Here is a 17352-nt window from a genome sequence, read left to right as displayed (position 1 = left end):
AGCAGCGAAGATGAATTTCGTTCTCGCAGGTAACGTTCCGACCGTGTCCCGGCAACCTCCCATCCGCATCGGCGCGCGCGGCTCCAAGCTCTCCCTGGCGCAATCGGGCCTGATGCAGGCGCGGATCGCGCACGCGCTCGGCGTTCCGGCAGGCGCTTCCAAGGAGGAGATCGAGGCCGTCGCCCCGCTGATTCCGATCGTCACCAGCGGCGACCGCATCCAGGATCGTCGCCTGATGGAAATCGGCGGCAAGGGCCTCTTCACCAAGGAGATCGAGGAAGCCCTGCTGGACGGCCGTATCGACTGCGCCGTCCACTCGCTGAAGGACATGCCAGCCGAGCTGGCGCCGGGTCTGGTCCTGGCCGCCACGCCGGAACGCGAAGATCCGCGCGACGCCTTCATCAGCCATGTCTGCGAGCGGCTGGAAGACCTGCCCAAGGGCGCGCGCCTCGGCACCGCCTCGCTCCGTCGGCAAGCGCAAGCCCTGCACGTGCGGCCCGATCTCGAGATCGTCATGCTGCGTGGCAATGTCGACACCCGCCTGGCCAAGCTGGAGCGTGGCGAGGCCGACGCCATCCTGCTGGCCCAGTCGGGCCTGAACCGTCTGGGTCTGGGCCACCTCACCAGGAGCTGGCTGGATCCGGACGCTGCGCCGCCCGCGCCGGGCCAGGGCGCCCTGGTCATCGAGACCAGGGCCGAGGACGTCGACGCGCCGTGGCTGGAAGCCGTCCGCTGCCGCGAGACCACGATCGCCGTCGCGGCCGAGCGTGGCGCGCTCTACGCCCTGGAAGGCTCGTGCCGCACCGCCATCGGCGCCCGCGCCGTACTGGACGGCGCGCGCTTGTCCATGGTGGTCGAGGCCCTGACCCCGGACGGTTCGCAACGCTTCCGCCGGCACGGCGCGATCACCCTCACCGGCGCCGACGACGTCGCCGAGGCGCGCGCCCTGGGTCTGGATCTGGGCGGCCAGGTCCGCGTCGAAGGCGGCGGCGCGCTTCTGCTGCCGGAATAGGCCATGGACGAGGCCGCGCCGGTCTGGATCACCCGCGCCCGTCCCGGCGCCCTGGCGACCGCCGACCGCGTGGCGGCCCTGGGCCTTACGCCGTTAGTCGACCCCCTGCTGACGGTCGAGGCCTTGGACGTCGAGATCGACCTGTCCCACGCCACGGCCCTGGCCTTCACCAGCGCCAACGGCGTCGAGGCCTTCGCGCGGCTGTCCAACGAACGCGGCCTGCCGGTCTTCGCGGTGGGGAGAGCGACCGCCAAGGCGGCTCAGAGCGAGGGCTTCGCCACCGTCTCCAGCGCCGACGGCGATGTCGAGGATCTGTGCGCGCTGATCGCCGCCGGAGCGGCCGGCCCGGTGCTTTGGGCGGGGGCCAGGGAACCGGCCGGTGATCTCGTCGGCATGTTGCGGAGTTGCGGCGTGATGGCCAAGGGGGTCGCCGTCTACGAGACGCGCGAGCGGGCTCCGTCCGTGGAAACCCTGGCGCGTCTCGATGCTCCGTTGACGGTGCTTCTTTATTCGCCGCGCGCGGCCAAGGTCCTGGCCGGGATCCTGGGCCGGCGGCGCGCGCCAGGGCTGCGGGCGCTATGCCTCTCCGAGGCCGTGGCCGCGCCGCTGTCGGGGCTGAAAGAACTCGGGTCTGTGGCCTTCGCGCCGCGCCCGGACGAATCCGCGCTGTTGGCGCTGCTCACGGCTTGAGCGCGACGTTGCGCGACGCGGCGGCGTGGGGCACGAATGGGACATGAACGCCGCTCCCGATCCCGCTGAAATCGTCGCGCCCAGCGATCCGGCGCTTTATGCTCGCCGACGGGTGATGGGGCCCAGCGTCTGGATCTGGCTGGTCCTATGCGTCCTTTGCGCCATCCTGGGCGCCAGTGTCGCGCGCTTCGGGCCGACACTGTTCCCGGCCAAGACCAAGCCGGCCGACGGCGCGGTCTCGGTCACGCCCAGCCCGCGCCCGGTCGCCGACCGCGTCGCCGCGGGCTCGGCCCTGCCGATCGACAACAACCAGACCGCCACCGCTCCACCCGTCGCCGACGTCGAACGCCTGGACGGTCGAATCACCGCCCTGGAAACCAGCCAAAAGAGCGTGGCGGACGCCGCCGCGGCGGCCCTGGCGGTCTCCACCCTGGCCGAGGCGGCTGGGACGTCGCGTCCGTTCGGCGAGGAGCTGGCCGGTCTGGAGCGGGTGCTGCCCTCGTCGCCCGACCTTCGCGCGCTCGAACCCCTGGCCCGTCTGGGCGCGCCGACCCGCGCCGGTCTGGCCGTGCAGTTCGGGAACCTGGCCGGCCGCGCCGCCAGCGCCGCGCGCAATCCCGGCGCGGACGCCGATCTGTTCTCGCGAATCCGCTACGCCCTCTCCAGCATCGTCTCGATCCGCCACGTCGGCTCGACCAAGGGGACAACTCCCGACGCCATGCTGGCCCGCGCCCAGAACCTGCTGGACGAGGGCGACGTCGAGGGTTCGGTTCAAGCGCTGGACGCCATTCCCGATCCGGCCCGTGACGTGCTGGCGCCCTGGATCAACGCGGCCAACCGGCGGATCGAGATCGACCGCCATGTCGCCGCCGTGCGCGCCGACGCCCTGGCCGACCTGTCGCGTGTGTCGCGGGCCGCGTCTCCGGCCACCGCTCCGGTCGCGCCATGACCCGCGTCGCTTTCGCGCTGTTCCTGGTCGCCGCCGTCGCGGTCGGCGTCCTAGCCCTGACCGGCGAGCCCGGACGCGCCGCGCTGGAGTGGATGGGCTGGCGCATCGAGATGACCGCCGCCACGGCGGCGCTGCTGACCCTGTTCTCGGCCCTGCTGTTCACCCTGCTGTGGCGCGGCGTGATCTGGATCGTCGAGGCCCCGCGTCGCGCCGCGCGCGCCCGGGCCGAGTCCAGGCGCAAGCAGGCGATCGAGGCCTTGTCGCGCGGCTTCCTGGCGGTCGCGGCCGGCGACGGCTCCGAAGCCCGTCGCCTGGCCCAGAAGTCGGCCGAACTGGCCGAGGACGCGCCGGCCCTCGTCCGGGTGCTCGCGGCGCAGGCGGCGGAAGCGGCTGGCGATCGCGGCGCGGCCAAGAGCGCCTATAGCGCCATGCTCGGCTTTCCTGAAATGCGCCTGGCGGGCCTGCGCGGCCTGATGCACGCGGCCCAGGCCGAGGGCGACAAGGCCGCCGCCGTCCGTCATGCCGAGACCGCCTACGGCCTGGCGCGCACTGCTCGTTGGGCGTGGAGCGCGCTGCTCGAGGCGCGTCTGGAGGTCGGCGACTGGGCCGCGGCGCTGGACCTCGTCCAGGGCGCCCTGGAGCGCAAGATCGTCTCGCCGGCCGTGGCCGAGCGCAGCCGCGCCGCGCTGCTGGCCGCCTCGGCGGCGAGCCTGGAAGAGTCGGCCGAGCCCAAGGCCCGCGCCCAGGCGCTGGACTTCGCGACTCAGTCGGTGAAGTTGAAGCCTGACTTCGCCCCCGGCGTGGTGATGGCCGCTCGGCTGCTGGCCGATGACGGCAAGGTCGCCAAGGCCGGCCAATTGATCGAGGCCGCTTGGAAGGCCGAGCCGCACCCGGCGCTGTGGCTGGCCTATCGCGACCTGAAGACCAACGAGACGCCCAAGGCCCGCGCCCAGCGCCTGGCCGCCCTGGCCGCCCTGAAGCCCGAAGCCCGCGAAAGCCGCATCCTGCGCGTCGAGAGCGCCCTGATCGGCGGCGAACCGATCGCCGCCCGCGCTGTCGCCCGCCTGTTGGACCAAGAGACCCCGACGGCCCGCTTCGCCGGCCTGATGGCCCGCGTCGCCGCCGCCAATGGCGAGGCCGATGAAGCCCGCGCCTGGATCGCGCGCGGCCTCCAGGCCCCGCAGGAGCCCGACTGGTCGGACCTGGATCCGGAAGGCCGCGCCTTCGCCTATCAGCGCGACGACTGGGCGCGGCTGGCGGTCAGCTACGCGGAGACCGGCCAGTTGATCCATCCGCGTCATGAGCGCCGCGAGCGGACGATGAACGACCTGCCCGAACTGCCGTCGGCCTATGCGGACTACGCGGGATCGACATCGTTCATCCACGCGGCCGAGACCGGCGGCGCCATGATGCCCATTCCGGACGACCCCGGCGTGTTCGACGCGCCGCCAATTTCGGACCCGCCGGAAGGGGGGCCGGCGCCCCGCCGCAATTCTGGTGCAAGACGGCGCTTGGCAAGTGGCTCGCGCGCCGCTAAATAGGCGCTCCCTCCGCTCCGGGTTCCGCCCGAAGCGTCCGTGGGCCGCCTTAGCTCAGCCGGTAGAGCGGCGCATTCGTAATGCGTAGGTCAGGTGTTCGAGTCACCTAGGCGGCACCACTTCTTCTCTCCTTCTGATACTGGAACTAGAGACGATAGGGCTCCGTTCGAGTCTCGAAGGAGATTCGCATGTCCGATCGCGTCCCAGGTCACGTCGACGACGAAACCGCGCTGGAAGAGGTCCTGGCCTTTCTCGAATCCCCGCCCGAGGCCGGGAGCGCCGACGATGCGCGGTTCGGGGCGCGGTTGCGGCAGGTGATCGCCGCCTCGATCCCGCTGGACGAGGGCGAGGATCCCGAGGACGGTCCGACGCTTCAGCTGGATGCGGGCCTACGCAAGCGACTGGAGGCGGTGGCCCGGCGACATTCCGAAGGCAAGTATTTCGGCGATCATCCGGACGGCATCGGCCCGACGCTGGGCATGGACGTCGGCAAGTCCTAGCGCCGACTCAGTCGTCCCAGCCCTTGCGCTTCTTCTTCTTGCCCAGGGCGAAGATGCCCGGATAGGGGCCCTTGCCGATACGATAGAGGCACCAGTCGTCGTCCTTGGCGCAGTCGCCGTCAAAGGCGGCCTTCTTGTCCGGGTCGATGGCGGCGTACAGCGGCGCGGTGCGGGAGCGCAGACCGTCGGCCTCGGCGCAGGCGGCCCTTTCGGCCTTGGTCAGGGCGGCGACCTTCTCGTGCCGGCAGCCCAGGCTGCCTCGCAGGCTTTCGCGGGTGGAGTCGCTCTCGTCAGCCAGTTTTCGAGGCGTGAAGCCGGGTGGGGCGACGATGGCCGGCGGACCGCTGGGTTTCGCGGTGGGCGCGGCGGGAACGTCGATGGGCGGTGGCGTGGGAAGGCTTCGAACCGCCCTAGCCGCGAGGGCGGGCGCTGGCGTCGGCGGGGCGAGGCGCTTGGCGGGCGCGTCCAGCAGCTCCGCCTCGATGATCGGCGGCTCGACGAGCCGCGGCATCCAGCGCGCGCCGGAGACCAGGGCCAGCAGCACCACGACGTGGGCGGCGGTGGCCAGGGCCAGGATCGCCAGATCCCGCCGCGAGGGCCGTCGCCAAGTTCCGCTGGCGATCGCCGTACGCATACTGCCTCCTGGCGCCCCCGCCAGAAATGTCGGTAGGCCCGGGATGCGGCGCAAGCGTGGCCATCCCGGATAAGAAAAGGGCCCGGCGTCGCCGCCGGGCCCTCCTCGTTTACACGATGCGGGCCGAGGCTTACGCCGCCGCCTTCTCCTTGACGCCGAAGCGGCCGTAGAAGGTCTCGCCCTTCTCGGCCATTTCGCGCAGCAGGGCCGGCGGGGCGAAGCGCGAGCCGTACTGCTGGGCCAGGCGATCGCAGGTCTCGACGAAGGCCTTCGCGCCGACGCCGTCGATCAGGCTGATCGGGCCGCCGGTCCAGGGCGCGAAGCCCCAGCCCAGGATGGCGCCGACATCGGCCTCGCGCGGATCGACGATGACGCCTTCCTCGAAGCAGCGGGCGGCTTCCACGGCCTGGCGATAGAGCAGGCGGGTGCGGATCTCCTCGATGCCCGCCTTGTCGACATCGGCGATCTTCACCGGGGCCAGGTCGGCCAGGCCCGGCCACAGCGTCTTCTGGCCGTTTTCCGGATAGTCGTAGAAGCCCTTGCCGTTCTTGCGGCCGTAGCGGCCCTCGCCCTCGACCATCTTCTCGATGATCGTGGTGAACGGGCGCTCCTCGTACTTGTCGCCGAGGTCCTTCTTGGTCTGCTGAGCGATCTTGTAGGAGAGGTCCAGGGCGACGTCGTCATGCATCTCCAGCGGGCCGCGCGGCATGCCGGTGGCGCGGCCGACATTGTCGATAATCGCCGGAGCGTAGCCATCGGACAGCAGCTCCATGCCTTCCTGCACGAAGGTGCCGAAGCAGCGGCTGGTGTAGAAGCCGCGGCTGTCGTTGACGACGATCGGGGTCTTCTTGATTTTCAGGACGTAGTCGATCGACTTGGCCAGCGCCTCCTGCGAGGTCTCCTGGCCCATGATGATCTCGACCAGACCCATCTTGTCGACCGGCGAGAAGAAGTGGATGCCGATGAACGAGGCCGGGCGGACGCTGGCCTTGGCGAGGCCCGTGATCGGCAGGGTCGAGGTGTTGGAGCCGAAGATGGCGGTCTCGGCCAGCTGGGCTTCGGCCTTCTTGGTGACCTCGGCCTTGACCTCGCGGTTCTCGAACACGGCCTCGATGACGAGATCGCTGCCCTTGACCTGGTCGTAGTCGGCGGTTGGGTGGATCAGGGCCAGGATGGCGTCACCCTTCTCCTGGGTCAGCTTGCCGCGCGAGACGGCCTTCTTGACCAGGCCCTCGGCGTAGCCCTTGCCCTTGTCGGCGGCTTCTTGGCTCTGGTCGATCAGGACAGTCTCGATGCCGGCCATGGCTTGGACATAGGCGATGCCCGCGCCCATCATGCCGGCGCCCAGGACGGCGACCTTCTTGACGTCGTAGTGCGGCACGCCGGCCGGGCGGCCCGAACCCTTGCCCAGCTCCTGTAGCGACAGGAACAGGGTGCGGATCATGCCCTTGGCCTGGGGCGACATCATCGTCTTCAGGAAGTAACGGGTCTCGATACGGATGGCCGCGTCGAACGGCACCTGCAGGCCTTCGTAGACGGCCTTCATGATGTTCAGCTGGGCCGGATAGTTGCCATAGGTCTGCTTGCGCAACATGGCGTTGCCCATGATGAACACCTGGCTGCCGGTCGGGGTATAGGGACCGCCGCCCGGGAGCTTGAAGTCCTTCTTGTCCCAGGGCGCGACCGGATCGCCCTTGGTCTTGACCCAGGTCTTGGCGGCCTCCACCTCGGTCCCGGCCGGGACGACCTCGTGCACGACCTTGAAGCCCAGGGCCTCGGCCGGCTTCATCGACTTGCCTTCCAGCAGGTACGGCGCGGCGGCCATTACGCCCATCAGGCGCGGCAGGCGCTGGGTGCCGCCAGCGCCCGGCAGCAGGCCGACCTTGGCTTCCGGCAAGGCCAGCTGGATCTTCGGATTGTCGGCCACGACGCGGTAGTGGCACGCGAGCGTCATCTCGAGACCACCGCCCATGGCCAGGCCGTTGATGGCCGCGGCCACCGGCTTGCCGCAGGTCTCCAGGGCGCGGAAGGCCTTATTCAGCGCGAAGCCGGCTTCGAAGGCGGCCTTCAAGCCCTCTTCGCCCGGCTTGCCGCCGCCTCCCCCCAGCGAATTTGGGCCGCCGCTGCCGCCGAGTTCGCCCAGGTCGGCGCCGGCGCAGAAGCCGGTCGTCTTGCCCGAGGTGATGACGGCGCCCTTGATGGCCTCGTCGCTCTTGATGCGTTCGACGACGTCGCCGACTTCCTTGATGACCGACGCGGTCAGGGTGTTCATCGAGCGGCCGGGCACGTCGAAGGTGACCAGGGCCACGCCGTCGGAATCGACCTCGATCTTGAAGTTTTCCATGGTGTCAGTTCCTTGAGGTCGCTGCTTAGACGCGTTCGATGACCGTGGCGGTGCCCATGCCGGCGCCGACGCACAGGGTGATCAGGGCGGTTTCCTTGTCCGAGCGTTCCAGCTCGTCGACCATGGTGCCCAGGATCATCGCGCCGGTGGCGCCAAGGGGGTGGCCCATGGCGATGGCGCCGCCGTTCACGTTCATCTTGTCGTGCGGGATGTTCAGCGCCTGCATCATGCGCAGGACGACGGCGGCGAAGGCTTCGTTCAGCTCGTAGAGGTCGATATCGGAGACCTCCATCTTCAACTTCTTGAGCAGCTTCTCGGTGACCAGCGACGGGCCGGTCAGCATGATCGAGGGCTCCGAGCCGATCGAGGCCGCGCCCTTGATGCGGGCGCGAGCTTTCAGGCCCAGGGCCTCGCCCATCTCCTTGGTGCCGATCAGCACGCCGGCGGCGCCGTCGACGATGCCCGAGCTGTTGCCGGCGTGGTGGACGTGGTTGACCTTTTCCACCTGCGGGTAGCGCTGGGTGACGACGGCGTCGAAGGCCATCTCGCCCATGCCCGTGAACGAGGGGTTCAGCGAGGCCAGGGTCTGCATGGTGGTCGAGCCGCGCACGGTCTCGTCGTGGTCGAGGATCGTCAGGCCCAGCTGGTCCTTCACGCCGATCACCGACTTCTTGAAGCGACCGTCGGCCCACGCGGCGGCGGCGCGCTTTTGGCTTTCGACGGCGTAGGCGTCGACGTCGTCGCGGCTAAAGCCGTACAGCGAGGCGATCAGGTCGGCCGAGACGCCCTGCGGCGCGAAATAGGTCTTGAAGGCCGAGGACGGGTCGGTCGGCCAGGCGCCGCCGTCGCTGCCCATCGGCACGCGGCTCATGCTCTCGACGCCGCCGCCGATGGCGAGGTTTGCCTCGCCGGAGGCGACCTTGGCCGCGGCCATGTTCACGGCTTCCAGGCCCGAGGCGCAGAAGCGGTTGATCTGCACGCCGGCGACGCTCTCGGCGTAGTCGGCGGTCAGGACGGCGGTGCGGGCGATGTCCGAGCCCTGCTCGCCGACCGGGGCGACGCAGCCCAGCACGACGTCATCGACATGCGCGGTGTCGAGATTGTTGCGGTCGCGGAGGGCTTCCAGGACCTGAGTGGCCAGGGACAGGGCGGTGATCTCGTGCAGAGACCCGTCCTTCTTGCCCTTGCCGCGCGGCGTGCGCACGGCGTCGAAGATGTAAGCGTCAGCCATGGAATGGCTCCTTCCTGCGAAGCGTTGTTCGTGTCGTTGATCGGCGGCCGGGAAGCCGGCGCGCCGTTAGGGTTTCCAGTCGCCGATGGGGTACGTGCCGATGGGCTCGCATTTCAGACCGCTGGCGGCGGCCTTGGCCCGGTAGTAGACGCGCTTGCCGAATTGCGGCGGCGGTAGCGAGCAGGCCGTGAAGCCCGAGGTGGTCACCTCCAGCTTCCACTCGGCGATCTTGGAGCGCAGCAGAGTCTGGCAGATGTCCTTGCCGGCCGGCTGCAGCGGCAGCTTGAACGCGCCCGGCTGGGGACGCTTGCCGACTAGTTCGCCGGAATAGGTGAGGGCGCGCGGCCCCTGGACGGCGCGCACGCAGACCACGGCCGAGCGGGCCTCCTGTGTTGGCGCGGCGGCGGGGCCGGCCAGAAGGGCGATCAAGGGAAGTAGGATCACAGCGTCCTCGCGATCAGGAGTTTCATGATCTCGTTCGTGCCGCCGTAGATGCGCTGGATGCGGCTGTCCTTGTACATGCGCGCGATCGGGTACTCGTTCATGAAGCCATAGCCGCCGAACAGCTGCAGGCAGCGGTCGACGATCTTGTTCTCCAGGTCCGAGACCCAGTACTTGGCCATCGAAGCCGTCGCGGCGTCGAGTTTGCCGTCGAGGTGCTGGCCGATGCAGTGATTGACGAAGACCTTGGCCACGGTCGCCTCGGTCTTGCACTCGGCCAGGACGAACTGGGTGTTCTGGAAGTCGATGATCGCCTTGCCGAACGCCTTGCGCTGCTTGACGTAATCGAGGGTCAGCTCCAGCGCCCGCTCGATCGTGGCCATGCCCTGCACGGCGATGTTCAGCCGCTCTTGCGGCAGCTGGCCCATCAGCTGGAAGAAGCCCTGACCCTCGTCGGTCCCCAAGAGGTTCTCGGTCGGGACCTTCACGTCGTTGAAGAACAGTTCGGACGTGTCCTGGGCCTCGTGACCCAGCTTGTCGAGGTTGCGGCCGCGCTCGAAGCCTTCCGCGCCATCGGTCTCGACGATCATCAGCGAGGTGCCCCGCGCGCCGCCGGCCGGATCGGTCTTGGCGACCACGATGATCAGGTTGGCGGTCTGGCCGTTGGTGATGAAGGTCTTGGAGCCGTTGATGACGTACTGGTTGCCGCTCTTCCTGGCGGTGGTCGTGATGCCCTGAAGATCAGAGCCGGCGCCCGGCTCGGTCATGGCGATGGCGCCGACCAGCTCGCCGGTGGCCAAGCGCGGCAGCCAGCGCTGCTTCTGCTCTTCCGTGCCGTAGTGGACGATGTACGGCATGACGATGGCGTTGTGCAGGCTGGCGCCGAAGCCGTCGACGCCCTTCCTGCCCAGCTGCTCCATCAGCACGACCTCGTGGCGGTAGTCGCCACCGGCCCCGCCGTATTGGTCGGGCGTGGAGAGGCCGAGCAGGCCGGCCGCCCCGGCCTTGGTCCACATGTCGCGGTCGACGCAGTGGTTCTTGCGCCACCGCGCGACGGTGGATTCAGGCGCGTGCTCGTCGAAGAACTTGCCCACCGCGTCCTCGAAGATCGCGATGTCCTCTTCGGCCATGAAGGCGGGCTTTTCGACGGCGAGCACGCCCATGATCAGAAGGCCTCCGCGGGCAGGGCCATCAGGGTCGCCGAACCGGTCTTCAGCTTGGCCAGATGAGCGCCGGCGTCGGGCAGGATGCGCTCGATGAAGTAGCGGCCGGTGACCAGCTTGGTGGTGAAGAACGGGTCGGACGAGCCGGCCGCGATCTTGGCGTTGGCCGCCTTGGCCATCAGGGCCCACATGTAGGCCAGGCCCGTCAGGCCGAACAGATGCAGGTAGTCGGTCGAGGCCGCGCCGGCGTTGTCGGGGTTCTGCAGGCCATTTTGCATCAGCCACATGGTGCCGTCCTGCAGCTGGGCCTTCACGCCCGACAGCGCCTCGATGAAGGGCTTCAGAGCTTCGTCGCCATCGTTCTCGCCGATGAACTGGTCGATTTCCTGGAAGAAGGTCATGACCGCGCGGCCGCCCTTGGAGGCCAGCTTGCGGCCGACCAGGTCCAGGGCCTGCACGCCGTTGGTGCCTTCATAGATCAGGGCGATGCGGCAATCGCGCATGAACTGGCTGACCGGGAAGTGCTCCGTGAAGCCGCTGCCGCCGTGCACCTGCACCGCGTTCGAGCAGACCTCGAATCCCTTGTCGGTCAGGTAGCCTTTCAGCACCGGGGTCATCAGGCCCATATAGTCCGAGGACTTTTCGCGGACCGCCGGGTCCGGGTGGACATGCGACAGGTCGCCGTGCAGGGCGGTCCAGAACAGGAAGGCGCGGCCGCCCTCGATCAGAGCCTTGCTCTCCAGCAGCATGCGGCGAACGTCCGGATGGACGATGATCGGGTCGGCCGGGCCTTCGGCGTTCTTGGGGCCGGTCAGCGAGCGGCCCTGGAGGCGGTCCTTGGCGAAGGCGACGGCGGCCTGGTAGGCGGCCTCGCCCTGGGCCACGCCCTGCATGCCGACGCCCAGGCGGGCCTCGTTCATCATCACGAACATGATCTTGAGGCCGGCGTTCTCTTCGCCGATCAGATAGCCCTCGGCGTCGTCGTACTGCATGACGCAGGTGGCGTTGCCGTGGATGCCCATCTTCTCTTCGAGGCCGACGCACTTGACGCCCTGGTTGCGGTCGCCGACCGAACCGTCCGGCTTGGGGAAGAACTTCGGCACGATGAACAGGCTAATGCCCTTCACGCCGGCCGGGGCGCCCTCGATGCGGGCCAGCACCAGATGGATGATGTTGTCCGACATGTCGTGCTCGCCGGCCGAGATCCAGATCTTCTGGCCGGTGATGCGATAGCTGCCGTCGGCCTGCGGGACCGCTTTGGTGCGCAGCAAACCGAGGTCCGTGCCGCAGTGCGGCTCGGTCAGGTTCATGGTGCCGGTCCACTCGCCGGTGACCATCTTGGGCAGGTAGCTTTGCTTCTGCTCGTCCGTGCCGCCGGTGTGGATAGCCGAATAGGCGCCGTGGGCCAGGCCTGGATACATGGAGAAGGCCATGTTGGCCGAGCTCGACATCTCGCTGAAGGCCAGGTTGACGACGTGCGGCAGGCCCTGGCCGCCGTAGGCCGGATCCGAACCCAGGCCTGTCCAGCCCCCTTCGCACAGCTGCTTGTACGCGTCCTTGAAGCCCGGAGGGGTTGTGACGACGTTGGTCGCCGGGTCCAATTTGCAGCCGGTCTTGTCGCCGACCGTGTTCAGCGGGGCCAGGACCTCGCCCGTGAACTGGGCGGCGGCCTCGAGGATCTGTTCCACCGTCTCGAACGGCGCGTCGGAGAAGCCGGGCAGATCGCCGTGCTGATCGATGTTGAGCACGTCGCGCAGGATGAAGGCGTGATCGCGAACGGGCGGCTGATAGGTCATGGAACGGTCCTGGCTAGGATCGGGAGAGGGAACAGATAGGCGGCCGCCGGCCAGCGTTTCTTGAAAGCCGGCGGTGCGAAGGGTCTTACTTGCCCAACATCGCCTCGGCGTGACCGTCGAGGCGGGCGCGCAGCACCTGCTCGTAGTCGGCCGCGCGGGGCAGCAGGTCGGGGCGGATCTCGGCGAGGCGCTTTTCGAGGCGGTTGCAGGCTTCGCGCAGCTCGATCAGGGCGTTGTCGATGTCCTCGCGCTGTTGCTCCAGCGCGTTGGCGCGTTCGCGGAACTTCTTCAGCGAGCGGGCCATCTGCGCCGCGCCCTCGTCGTTCTCGTCATAGAGGTCGAGCAGCTCGCGGATTTCCGACAGCGACAGGCCTACGCGCTTGCCGCGCAGGATCAGCTGCAGCCGGACGCGGTCCTTGTGGGAATAGACGCGGTTTAGGCCCTCGCGAGCCGGATTCAGCAGGCCCTTGTCTTCGTAGAAGCGCAGGGCGCGGGGCGTGGCTTTGAATTCGTTGCAGAGCTGACGGATCGTGAAGGTCCGCTCGGGACGTCGCAGGTCGGCCATGGATGGAAACCTCCCGGAAAGAGGGCCTGGCTACTGCGGCCGGGCCGCTTGGTTATCGGCGATCACCCTAAACCCGATATCGGCCGAACGTCAACGCTTACGTAAACGTCAATCTTGGGACGGTTGCTAGGTTTACTTTCCTAGACCGTAAGGCGTATTTTCCTTGGGAAGGCCGAACGCTAAAGGAGGCGCCGTTGGCGACCCTTTCTCACGGCGAAATCTGGCGGGCCATCGACGCCCTGGCCGAACGTTTCGACATGACGCCCTCGGCCATGGCCAAGATGGCGGGTCTGGACCCAACCAGCTTCAATCGATCGAAACGTGGCTCGGCGGAGGTCGACGGCCGCGCGCGCTGGCCCTCCACCGAGAGCCTGGCCAAGCTGCTGGAAGCGACGGGCGTCAATTTCTCGGAATTCGCGGCCCTGACCGAGCAGCCGCCCGTGCGCGTGGCGCGTGGGCGTGGCGCGCCGTTGATCGGCCTGGCCCAAGCCGGACAGGATGGGTTTTTCGACGAGGCGGGCATGCCGGCCGGGGCCGGCTGGGACGAGGCGCCCGCGCCGGATCTCGGCGAGGGGCTGTTCGCCCTGGAGGTGTCGGGCGCGGTGCTGGCCCCGGTCTATCGCGACGGCGATCGCCTGCTGGTCTCGCCCACGGTCGAACCGCGCAAGGGCGACCGGGTGGTGGCGCGAACGAACACCGGCGAGGTGCTGGTGCGGGAGCTGGGTCGCGTGACGGCCCGGACGATCGAGTTGCTGCCGCTCTGCGGGTCGGGCGACGATCGTCTGCTGTCGCGGGACGAGGTCGCTTGGATCGCGCGGATCGTCTGGGTCAGCCAGTAAGGCCGACCCTGACGGTCAGGTGCGCGGGCAGCTCGCGTGGGTGTCGAGCAGCCAGGCGATCAGCGGGCCAGCCGCCGGATCCGAGCACGAAACGTCCAGGCGATAGGACGCCCAGGTGTCGTTGTGCGCGGCTTCGACGTGAGCGTCGGGGAACTGCTGGATGATTCCGCCAAGCAAGGAATCGAATTCCTGGCGGTCGGTAGGGCGAAGTGTGAACGAAGCCATTGGACTAACCTTGGATGACTAATCTTGGTTCTGATGGTCCGAGCCTAGACTCCGAAACGTGCGCAGACCCTTAATAGCGAATTCAGACTTCGTTCATTTGCGAGGACATGGTGTCGCAGGTCGCGCGGATTCATCCGTCGCGGGTAAGCTGCGCCGTAAAGGCGCGCGGTTGGAGAGCCGTTGTCGAGCGCGCCTCCCTCTCCTGCGACGGGAGAGGGAAGCGAATACAGGTTCAGCCCAGCTTCTCTTCGATCAGGGCGATCGTCCGGTCGATGCCGAAGATCGCCGCGAACGAGCCGAAGCGCGGGCCCTGGCTCTGGCCCAGCAATACCTCGTAGAGGGCCTGGAACCAGGCGCGCAGCGGGTCGAAGCCGTGGGTCTTGCCGACCTCGAACACCTCGTTCTGGATCAGCTCGGCGTCCGGCGCGTCGGCCGGCATGGCCTTCAGCTTGGCCAGCAGGTCCAGCATCGCCGCGCGCTCCTGGTCGGTCGGCGCGCGGAAGGTCTTCGTGGGTTTGACGAAGTCTTCGTAGTAGTTGATCGCGTAACCGGCCAGACGATCGAGCAGCGGCTGGGTCTCCGGCGAGGCGCCGGGGATGTAGCGCGACAGGAAGCCCCAGAGGATTTCCTTGGTCGAGGCGTCGGCGGCCGAGACCAGGTTCAGCATCAGGCTGAACGACACGGGCGAGCCGTACTGCGGCGGGCGACCCGAGTGGATGTGCCAGACCGGGTTGTCCAGTTGCTTGGCCGGCTCCTGGCGGCTGAACGCGTCCAGCTGCTGCAGGTACTCGTCCGTCGCCTTGGGGATGACGTCGAAATAGAGCTTCTTGGCCGACTTGGGGCTCTGGAACATGTAATAAGATAGGCTTTCGGGCGCGCCGTACCGCAGCCAGTCCTCCATGGACAGGCCGTTGCCCTTCGACTTTGAGATCTTCTGGTTGTTCTCATCCAGGAAGAGCTCGTAGTTGAAGCCTTCCGGCGGGACGCCGCCCAGGGCCTTGCAGATCGCGCCCGAGGCCTTGACCGAGTCGATCAGGTCCTTGCCCGACATCTCGTAGTCCACGCCCAGGGCCGTCCAGCGCATGGCCCAGTCGGGCTTCCACTGCATCTTAACGTGGCCGCCGGTGACCGGGACCTCGACCTTGGAGCCGTCCTCGTCCTCGAAGACGATCGTGCCCTTCTCGACATTGCGTTCTAGCGTCGGGACCTGCAGCACCTTGCCGGTGGTCGGGCTGACGGGGAGGAACGGCGAATAGGTCGCGCGGCGCTCTTCGCCCAGGGTCGGCAGCATGACCTTCTGGATGGCGTCGAAGCGCTCGAGGGCCGTCAGCAGCGTCGCGTCGAACAGGCCGCTCTTGTAGCATTCGGTCGACGAGACGAACTCGTATTCGAAGCCGAAGCCGTCCAGGAACGCGCGCAGGCGGGCGTTGTTGTGAGCGCCGAAGCTGTCGTGGGTGCCGAACGGGTCGCGGACGACCGTCAACGGCTTGCCCAGGTCCTCGATCAACGGCTGCTTGTTCTCGATATTGTCGGGAACCTTGCGCAGGCCGTCCATGTCATCGCTGAAGGCGATCAGGCGGGTCGGGATGGCGTCGTCGGTGAGCGCGCGAAAGGCCTGGCGCACCATGGTGGTGCGCGCGACTTCGCCGAAGGTGCCCAGGTGCGGCAGGCCCGACGGACCATAGCCGGTCTCGAAAATCACGGCCTTGGCCAGGGCCGGATAGGCCTTCACCGCTTCGTCGGTTTTGCCGGCGTCGATCAGGACCTTGGCGGCTTCCTGGTCGGCGCGGTCGGGCAAACGTACGCGCAGGACGCGGGCGATCGTGGCGCGGGCTTGCTCAAACGGCCAGGAGCGAGCGTCGCGGGCGAGGGGAGAGAGGCCTTCAAACATGCGCGGGCCTATAAACGGTGTAAGGCCTTAGGGCTAGGGCGCGGCCATCACGCCGCGTGCGAACGAACGGTGCGGCGGATACGCGCGATCGTCCAAAATTTGACAATACACCGTGGAATGTTTGCTCGAATTTTGTAACCCTGAGGCGAAATTCCGTCGGTGACACCGTTGATGATTGCAGGAGGGCGGAGGGAAATGACTTACGAGGCCACCGAGGGGCGGCGCTCCAACGCCGTCGATGCGCATGTCGGCGAACGCGTCCGCATGCGGCGCAAGCTGCTCGGCGTCAGTCAGGACCAACTGGCCGACAGCCTGGGCCTGACCTTCCAGCAGGTTCAAAAGTACGAGCGCGGCGCCAACCGGATCAGCGCCAGCAAGCTGTTCCGTATCGCCGAGATCCTCAACATCGACGTCGCCTACTTCTTCGATGGCCTCCCGGACCCGATCGAGGGCGCGGGTCCTGACGGGACCGTGGCCCATGTCCATGAGGTCATGCAGACTTTCCTGCAAACCTCGGAGGGGGTCGAGCTGGCCGAGATCTTCCCCCGCGTCGCCAGCGGCCGCGTGCGGCGACAGATCCTCGACCTGGTCCGAACCATGGCCGCCGAACAGAAGTAGCCGATCAGAACGCTTCGCTGACGATCGCGCCGTTCGGCAGCAGGGCCGCCCGCTTCAGGCCGCTGGAGGCGAACGGCATGGCGACATTGCCGTCGCGATCCACCGCCACCAGGCCGCCGTGGCCGCCCAGGTCGGCGACGCCCTGGATGGCCGCTCGCGCGGCGTCTTCCAGATTCTCGCGGCCGAACCGCACTCGGTGGGCGATCTGAGCGGCGACGGCGGTGCGGATGAAATACTCTCCCTGGCCGGTGCACGAGACGGCCGCATGCCCGTCGGCCCAGGCCCCGGCCCCGATGATCGGGCTGTCGCCGACCCGGCCCGGCCGCTTGCCGAACACGCCGGCCGTGGAGGTGGCGGCGGCCAGGCGGCCTTCCGCGTCGCGCACCACGCAGCCGACCGTGCCAGTGGGAAGCCTCTCCGGCGGATGGTTGTCCTCGAAGGCCCCCGCCCGCGTGAACCAGGTCTCGGGGTTCTCGACTCTTTCCAGACCCTGATCGCGCGCGAAATCGATCGCGCCCTGACCGGCCAGCATTACGTGCGGCGTCTGCTCCATCACGGCTCGCGCCGCGAGGATCGGGCTCTTGAAACCCTGCAGGGCGGCCACCGCGCCGGCGCGCAGGCTTGGGCCGTCCATCAGGCTGGCGTCCAGCTCGTACTCGCCCTCGGCGTTGGGCGACGCGCCCTTGCCGGCGATGTAGAGGCCGCTAGCTTCCAGCCCGACCACGGTCTCGACGGCGACGTCGAGGGCGCTGGCGCCGTCGGCGAGACGCACGCGGGCGGCCTCGACCAGACGGCGCATATGGGCGATTTCGACGGTGTAGTCATGGCCGCGCTTGGCCCCAGCGCCGCCGTGCAGGGCAAGGCTAAAACATTTGTTTGACATTCTGCTTCCTTGCCCCGACGTCCCGCGCTAGCG

Annotated in this window: 17 protein-coding genes and 1 tRNA gene; 8 read left to right on the top strand and 10 right to left on the bottom strand. The window is 68.2% G+C overall.

Annotation, left to right across the window (positions count from 1 at the left end):
• The first annotated feature begins 43 nt into the window (after positions 1–43).
• The 6 genes from hemC (at position 44) to ABIC66_RS03535 (ending at position 4689) form a co-directional block, all read left to right on the top strand.
• The gene (hemC, locus tag ABIC66_RS03560) at positions 44–1012 is read left to right on the top strand and encodes a hydroxymethylbilane synthase (protein WP_354068006.1); all 969 of its coding nucleotides are present in this window, start codon (positions 44–46) and stop codon (positions 1010–1012) included.
• A gap of 3 nt (positions 1013–1015) precedes the next feature.
• On the top strand, positions 1016–1702 hold the full coding sequence (locus ABIC66_RS03555) for a uroporphyrinogen-III synthase (protein ID WP_354068005.1): 687 nt from the start codon (positions 1016–1018) through the stop codon (positions 1700–1702).
• 43 nt (positions 1703–1745) lie between these two features.
• The gene (locus ABIC66_RS03550) at positions 1746–2651 is read left to right on the top strand and encodes a COG4223 family protein (RefSeq protein WP_354068004.1); all 906 of its coding nucleotides are present in this window, start codon (positions 1746–1748) and stop codon (positions 2649–2651) included.
• Positions 2648–4192, top strand: a complete 1545-nt coding sequence (locus tag ABIC66_RS03545; protein WP_354068003.1) for a heme biosynthesis protein HemY — start codon at positions 2648–2650, stop codon at positions 4190–4192. Before ABIC66_RS03550 ends, ABIC66_RS03545 begins: the two co-directional genes overlap by 4 nt.
• A 40-nt stretch (positions 4193–4232) precedes the next feature.
• Positions 4233–4308 (top strand) — tRNA-Thr (locus ABIC66_RS03540).
• 69 nt (positions 4309–4377) lie between these two features.
• On the top strand, positions 4378–4689 hold the full coding sequence (locus ABIC66_RS03535) for a hypothetical protein (protein WP_354068002.1): 312 nt from the start codon (positions 4378–4380) through the stop codon (positions 4687–4689).
• Positions 4690–4696: 7 nt separating this feature from the next.
• Here the strand turns inward: ABIC66_RS03535 and ABIC66_RS03530 are convergent, their stop codons facing one another.
• From ABIC66_RS03530 to ABIC66_RS03500, 7 genes are all read right to left on the bottom strand, one after another.
• Positions 4697–5323 carry a hypothetical protein gene (locus ABIC66_RS03530; RefSeq protein WP_354068001.1) on the bottom strand — a complete coding sequence of 209 codons (627 nt, stop codon included), beginning with the start codon at positions 5321–5323 and terminating at the stop codon, positions 4697–4699.
• 130 nt (positions 5324–5453) lie between these two features.
• Positions 5454–7667 carry a 3-hydroxyacyl-CoA dehydrogenase NAD-binding domain-containing protein gene (locus ABIC66_RS03525; protein ID WP_354068000.1) on the bottom strand — a complete coding sequence of 738 codons (2214 nt, stop codon included), beginning with the start codon at positions 7665–7667 and terminating at the stop codon, positions 5454–5456.
• Between the two features lie 25 nt (positions 7668–7692).
• A complete protein-coding gene (locus ABIC66_RS03520) occupies positions 7693–8898 on the bottom strand; it encodes an acetyl-CoA C-acetyltransferase (RefSeq protein ID WP_354067999.1) in 1206 nt (401 codons plus the stop codon).
• A 66-nt stretch (positions 8899–8964) separates the two neighbouring features.
• The gene (locus ABIC66_RS03515; RefSeq protein WP_354067998.1) at positions 8965–9342 is read right to left on the bottom strand and encodes a hypothetical protein; all 378 of its coding nucleotides are present in this window, start codon (positions 9340–9342) and stop codon (positions 8965–8967) included.
• Complete coding sequence (locus ABIC66_RS03510; protein ID WP_354067997.1) at positions 9339–10502, bottom strand: acyl-CoA dehydrogenase family protein; 1164 nt, start codon at positions 10500–10502, stop codon at positions 9339–9341. Before ABIC66_RS03510 ends, ABIC66_RS03515 begins: the two co-directional genes overlap by 4 nt.
• A gap of 2 nt (positions 10503–10504) precedes the next feature.
• Positions 10505–12298, bottom strand: coding sequence for an acyl-CoA dehydrogenase C-terminal domain-containing protein (locus ABIC66_RS03505; RefSeq protein WP_354067996.1), 1794 nt, complete (start codon positions 12296–12298; stop codon positions 10505–10507).
• Between the two features lie 85 nt (positions 12299–12383).
• Complete coding sequence (locus ABIC66_RS03500) at positions 12384–12863, bottom strand: MerR family transcriptional regulator (protein WP_354067995.1); 480 nt, start codon at positions 12861–12863, stop codon at positions 12384–12386.
• Positions 12864–13057: 194 nt separating this feature from the next.
• Between ABIC66_RS03500 and ABIC66_RS03495 the strand changes: the two genes are divergently transcribed.
• Positions 13058–13702: a S24 family peptidase gene (locus ABIC66_RS03495; RefSeq protein ID WP_354067994.1), complete on the top strand. Its 645-nt coding sequence runs from the start codon at positions 13058–13060 to the stop codon at positions 13700–13702.
• 15 nt (positions 13703–13717) lie between these two features.
• Here the strand turns inward: ABIC66_RS03495 and ABIC66_RS03490 are convergent, their stop codons facing one another.
• Together ABIC66_RS03490 and ABIC66_RS03485 are read right to left on the bottom strand one after the other, a co-directional pair.
• A complete protein-coding gene (locus ABIC66_RS03490) occupies positions 13718–13927 on the bottom strand; it encodes a hypothetical protein (RefSeq protein ID WP_354067993.1) in 210 nt (69 codons plus the stop codon).
• Between the two features lie 232 nt (positions 13928–14159).
• On the bottom strand, positions 14160–15818 hold the full coding sequence (locus tag ABIC66_RS03485) for a lysine--tRNA ligase (protein WP_354067992.1): 1659 nt from the start codon (positions 15816–15818) through the stop codon (positions 14160–14162).
• A 195-nt stretch (positions 15819–16013) separates the two neighbouring features.
• On the opposite strand from ABIC66_RS03485, the gene ABIC66_RS03480 reads away from it, so the two are divergent.
• Positions 16014–16436: a helix-turn-helix domain-containing protein gene (locus tag ABIC66_RS03480; protein ID WP_354067991.1), complete on the top strand. Its 423-nt coding sequence runs from the start codon at positions 16014–16016 to the stop codon at positions 16434–16436.
• Between the two features lie 4 nt (positions 16437–16440).
• Here ABIC66_RS03480 and ABIC66_RS03475 read toward each other — a convergent pair whose 3' ends face one another.
• The gene (locus ABIC66_RS03475) at positions 16441–17319 is read right to left on the bottom strand and encodes an isoaspartyl peptidase/L-asparaginase family protein (RefSeq protein WP_354067990.1); all 879 of its coding nucleotides are present in this window, start codon (positions 17317–17319) and stop codon (positions 16441–16443) included.
• Positions 17320–17352 lie beyond the last annotated feature (33 nt).

Source organism: Caulobacter sp. 1776, assembly GCF_040545685.1.
Lineage (GTDB): Bacteria > Pseudomonadota > Alphaproteobacteria > Caulobacterales > Caulobacteraceae > Caulobacter.
Note: the sequence above shows the minus strand (reverse complement) of the source record. Positions and strands in the feature narration are given on the sequence as shown.

Bases quoted from the DNA above. Each gene is read 5' to 3' on its own strand.
- ABIC66_RS03525 (WP_354068000.1), bottom strand. From the start codon at position 7,667: ATGGAAAACTTCAAGATCGAGGTCGATTCCGACGGCGTGGCCCTGGTC.
- ABIC66_RS03510 (WP_354067997.1), bottom strand. From the start codon at position 10,502: ATGGGCGTGCTCGCCGTCGAAAAGCCCGCCTTCATGGCCGAAGAGGAC.
- ABIC66_RS03555 (WP_354068005.1), top strand. From the start codon at position 1,016: ATGGACGAGGCCGCGCCGGTCTGGATCACCCGCGCCCGTCCCGGCGCC.
- ABIC66_RS03475 (WP_354067990.1), bottom strand. From the start codon at position 17,319: ATGTCAAACAAATGTTTTAGCCTTGCCCTGCACGGCGGCGCTGGGGCC.
- ABIC66_RS03545 (WP_354068003.1), top strand. From the start codon at position 2,648: ATGACCCGCGTCGCTTTCGCGCTGTTCCTGGTCGCCGCCGTCGCGGTC.
- ABIC66_RS03530 (WP_354068001.1), bottom strand. From the start codon at position 5,323: ATGCGTACGGCGATCGCCAGCGGAACTTGGCGACGGCCCTCGCGGCGG.
- ABIC66_RS03505 (WP_354067996.1), bottom strand. From the start codon at position 12,298: ATGACCTATCAGCCGCCCGTTCGCGATCACGCCTTCATCCTGCGCGAC.
- ABIC66_RS03535 (WP_354068002.1), top strand. From the start codon at position 4,378: ATGTCCGATCGCGTCCCAGGTCACGTCGACGACGAAACCGCGCTGGAA.
- ABIC66_RS03550 (WP_354068004.1), top strand. From the start codon at position 1,746: ATGAACGCCGCTCCCGATCCCGCTGAAATCGTCGCGCCCAGCGATCCG.
- ABIC66_RS03500 (WP_354067995.1), bottom strand. From the start codon at position 12,863: ATGGCCGACCTGCGACGTCCCGAGCGGACCTTCACGATCCGTCAGCTC.
- ABIC66_RS03490 (WP_354067993.1), bottom strand. From the start codon at position 13,927: ATGGCTTCGTTCACACTTCGCCCTACCGACCGCCAGGAATTCGATTCC.
- ABIC66_RS03480 (WP_354067991.1), top strand. From the start codon at position 16,014: ATGACTTACGAGGCCACCGAGGGGCGGCGCTCCAACGCCGTCGATGCG.
- ABIC66_RS03520 (WP_354067999.1), bottom strand. From the start codon at position 8,898: ATGGCTGACGCTTACATCTTCGACGCCGTGCGCACGCCGCGCGGCAAG.
- ABIC66_RS03485 (WP_354067992.1), bottom strand. From the start codon at position 15,818: ATGTTTGAAGGCCTCTCTCCCCTCGCCCGCGACGCTCGCTCCTGGCCG.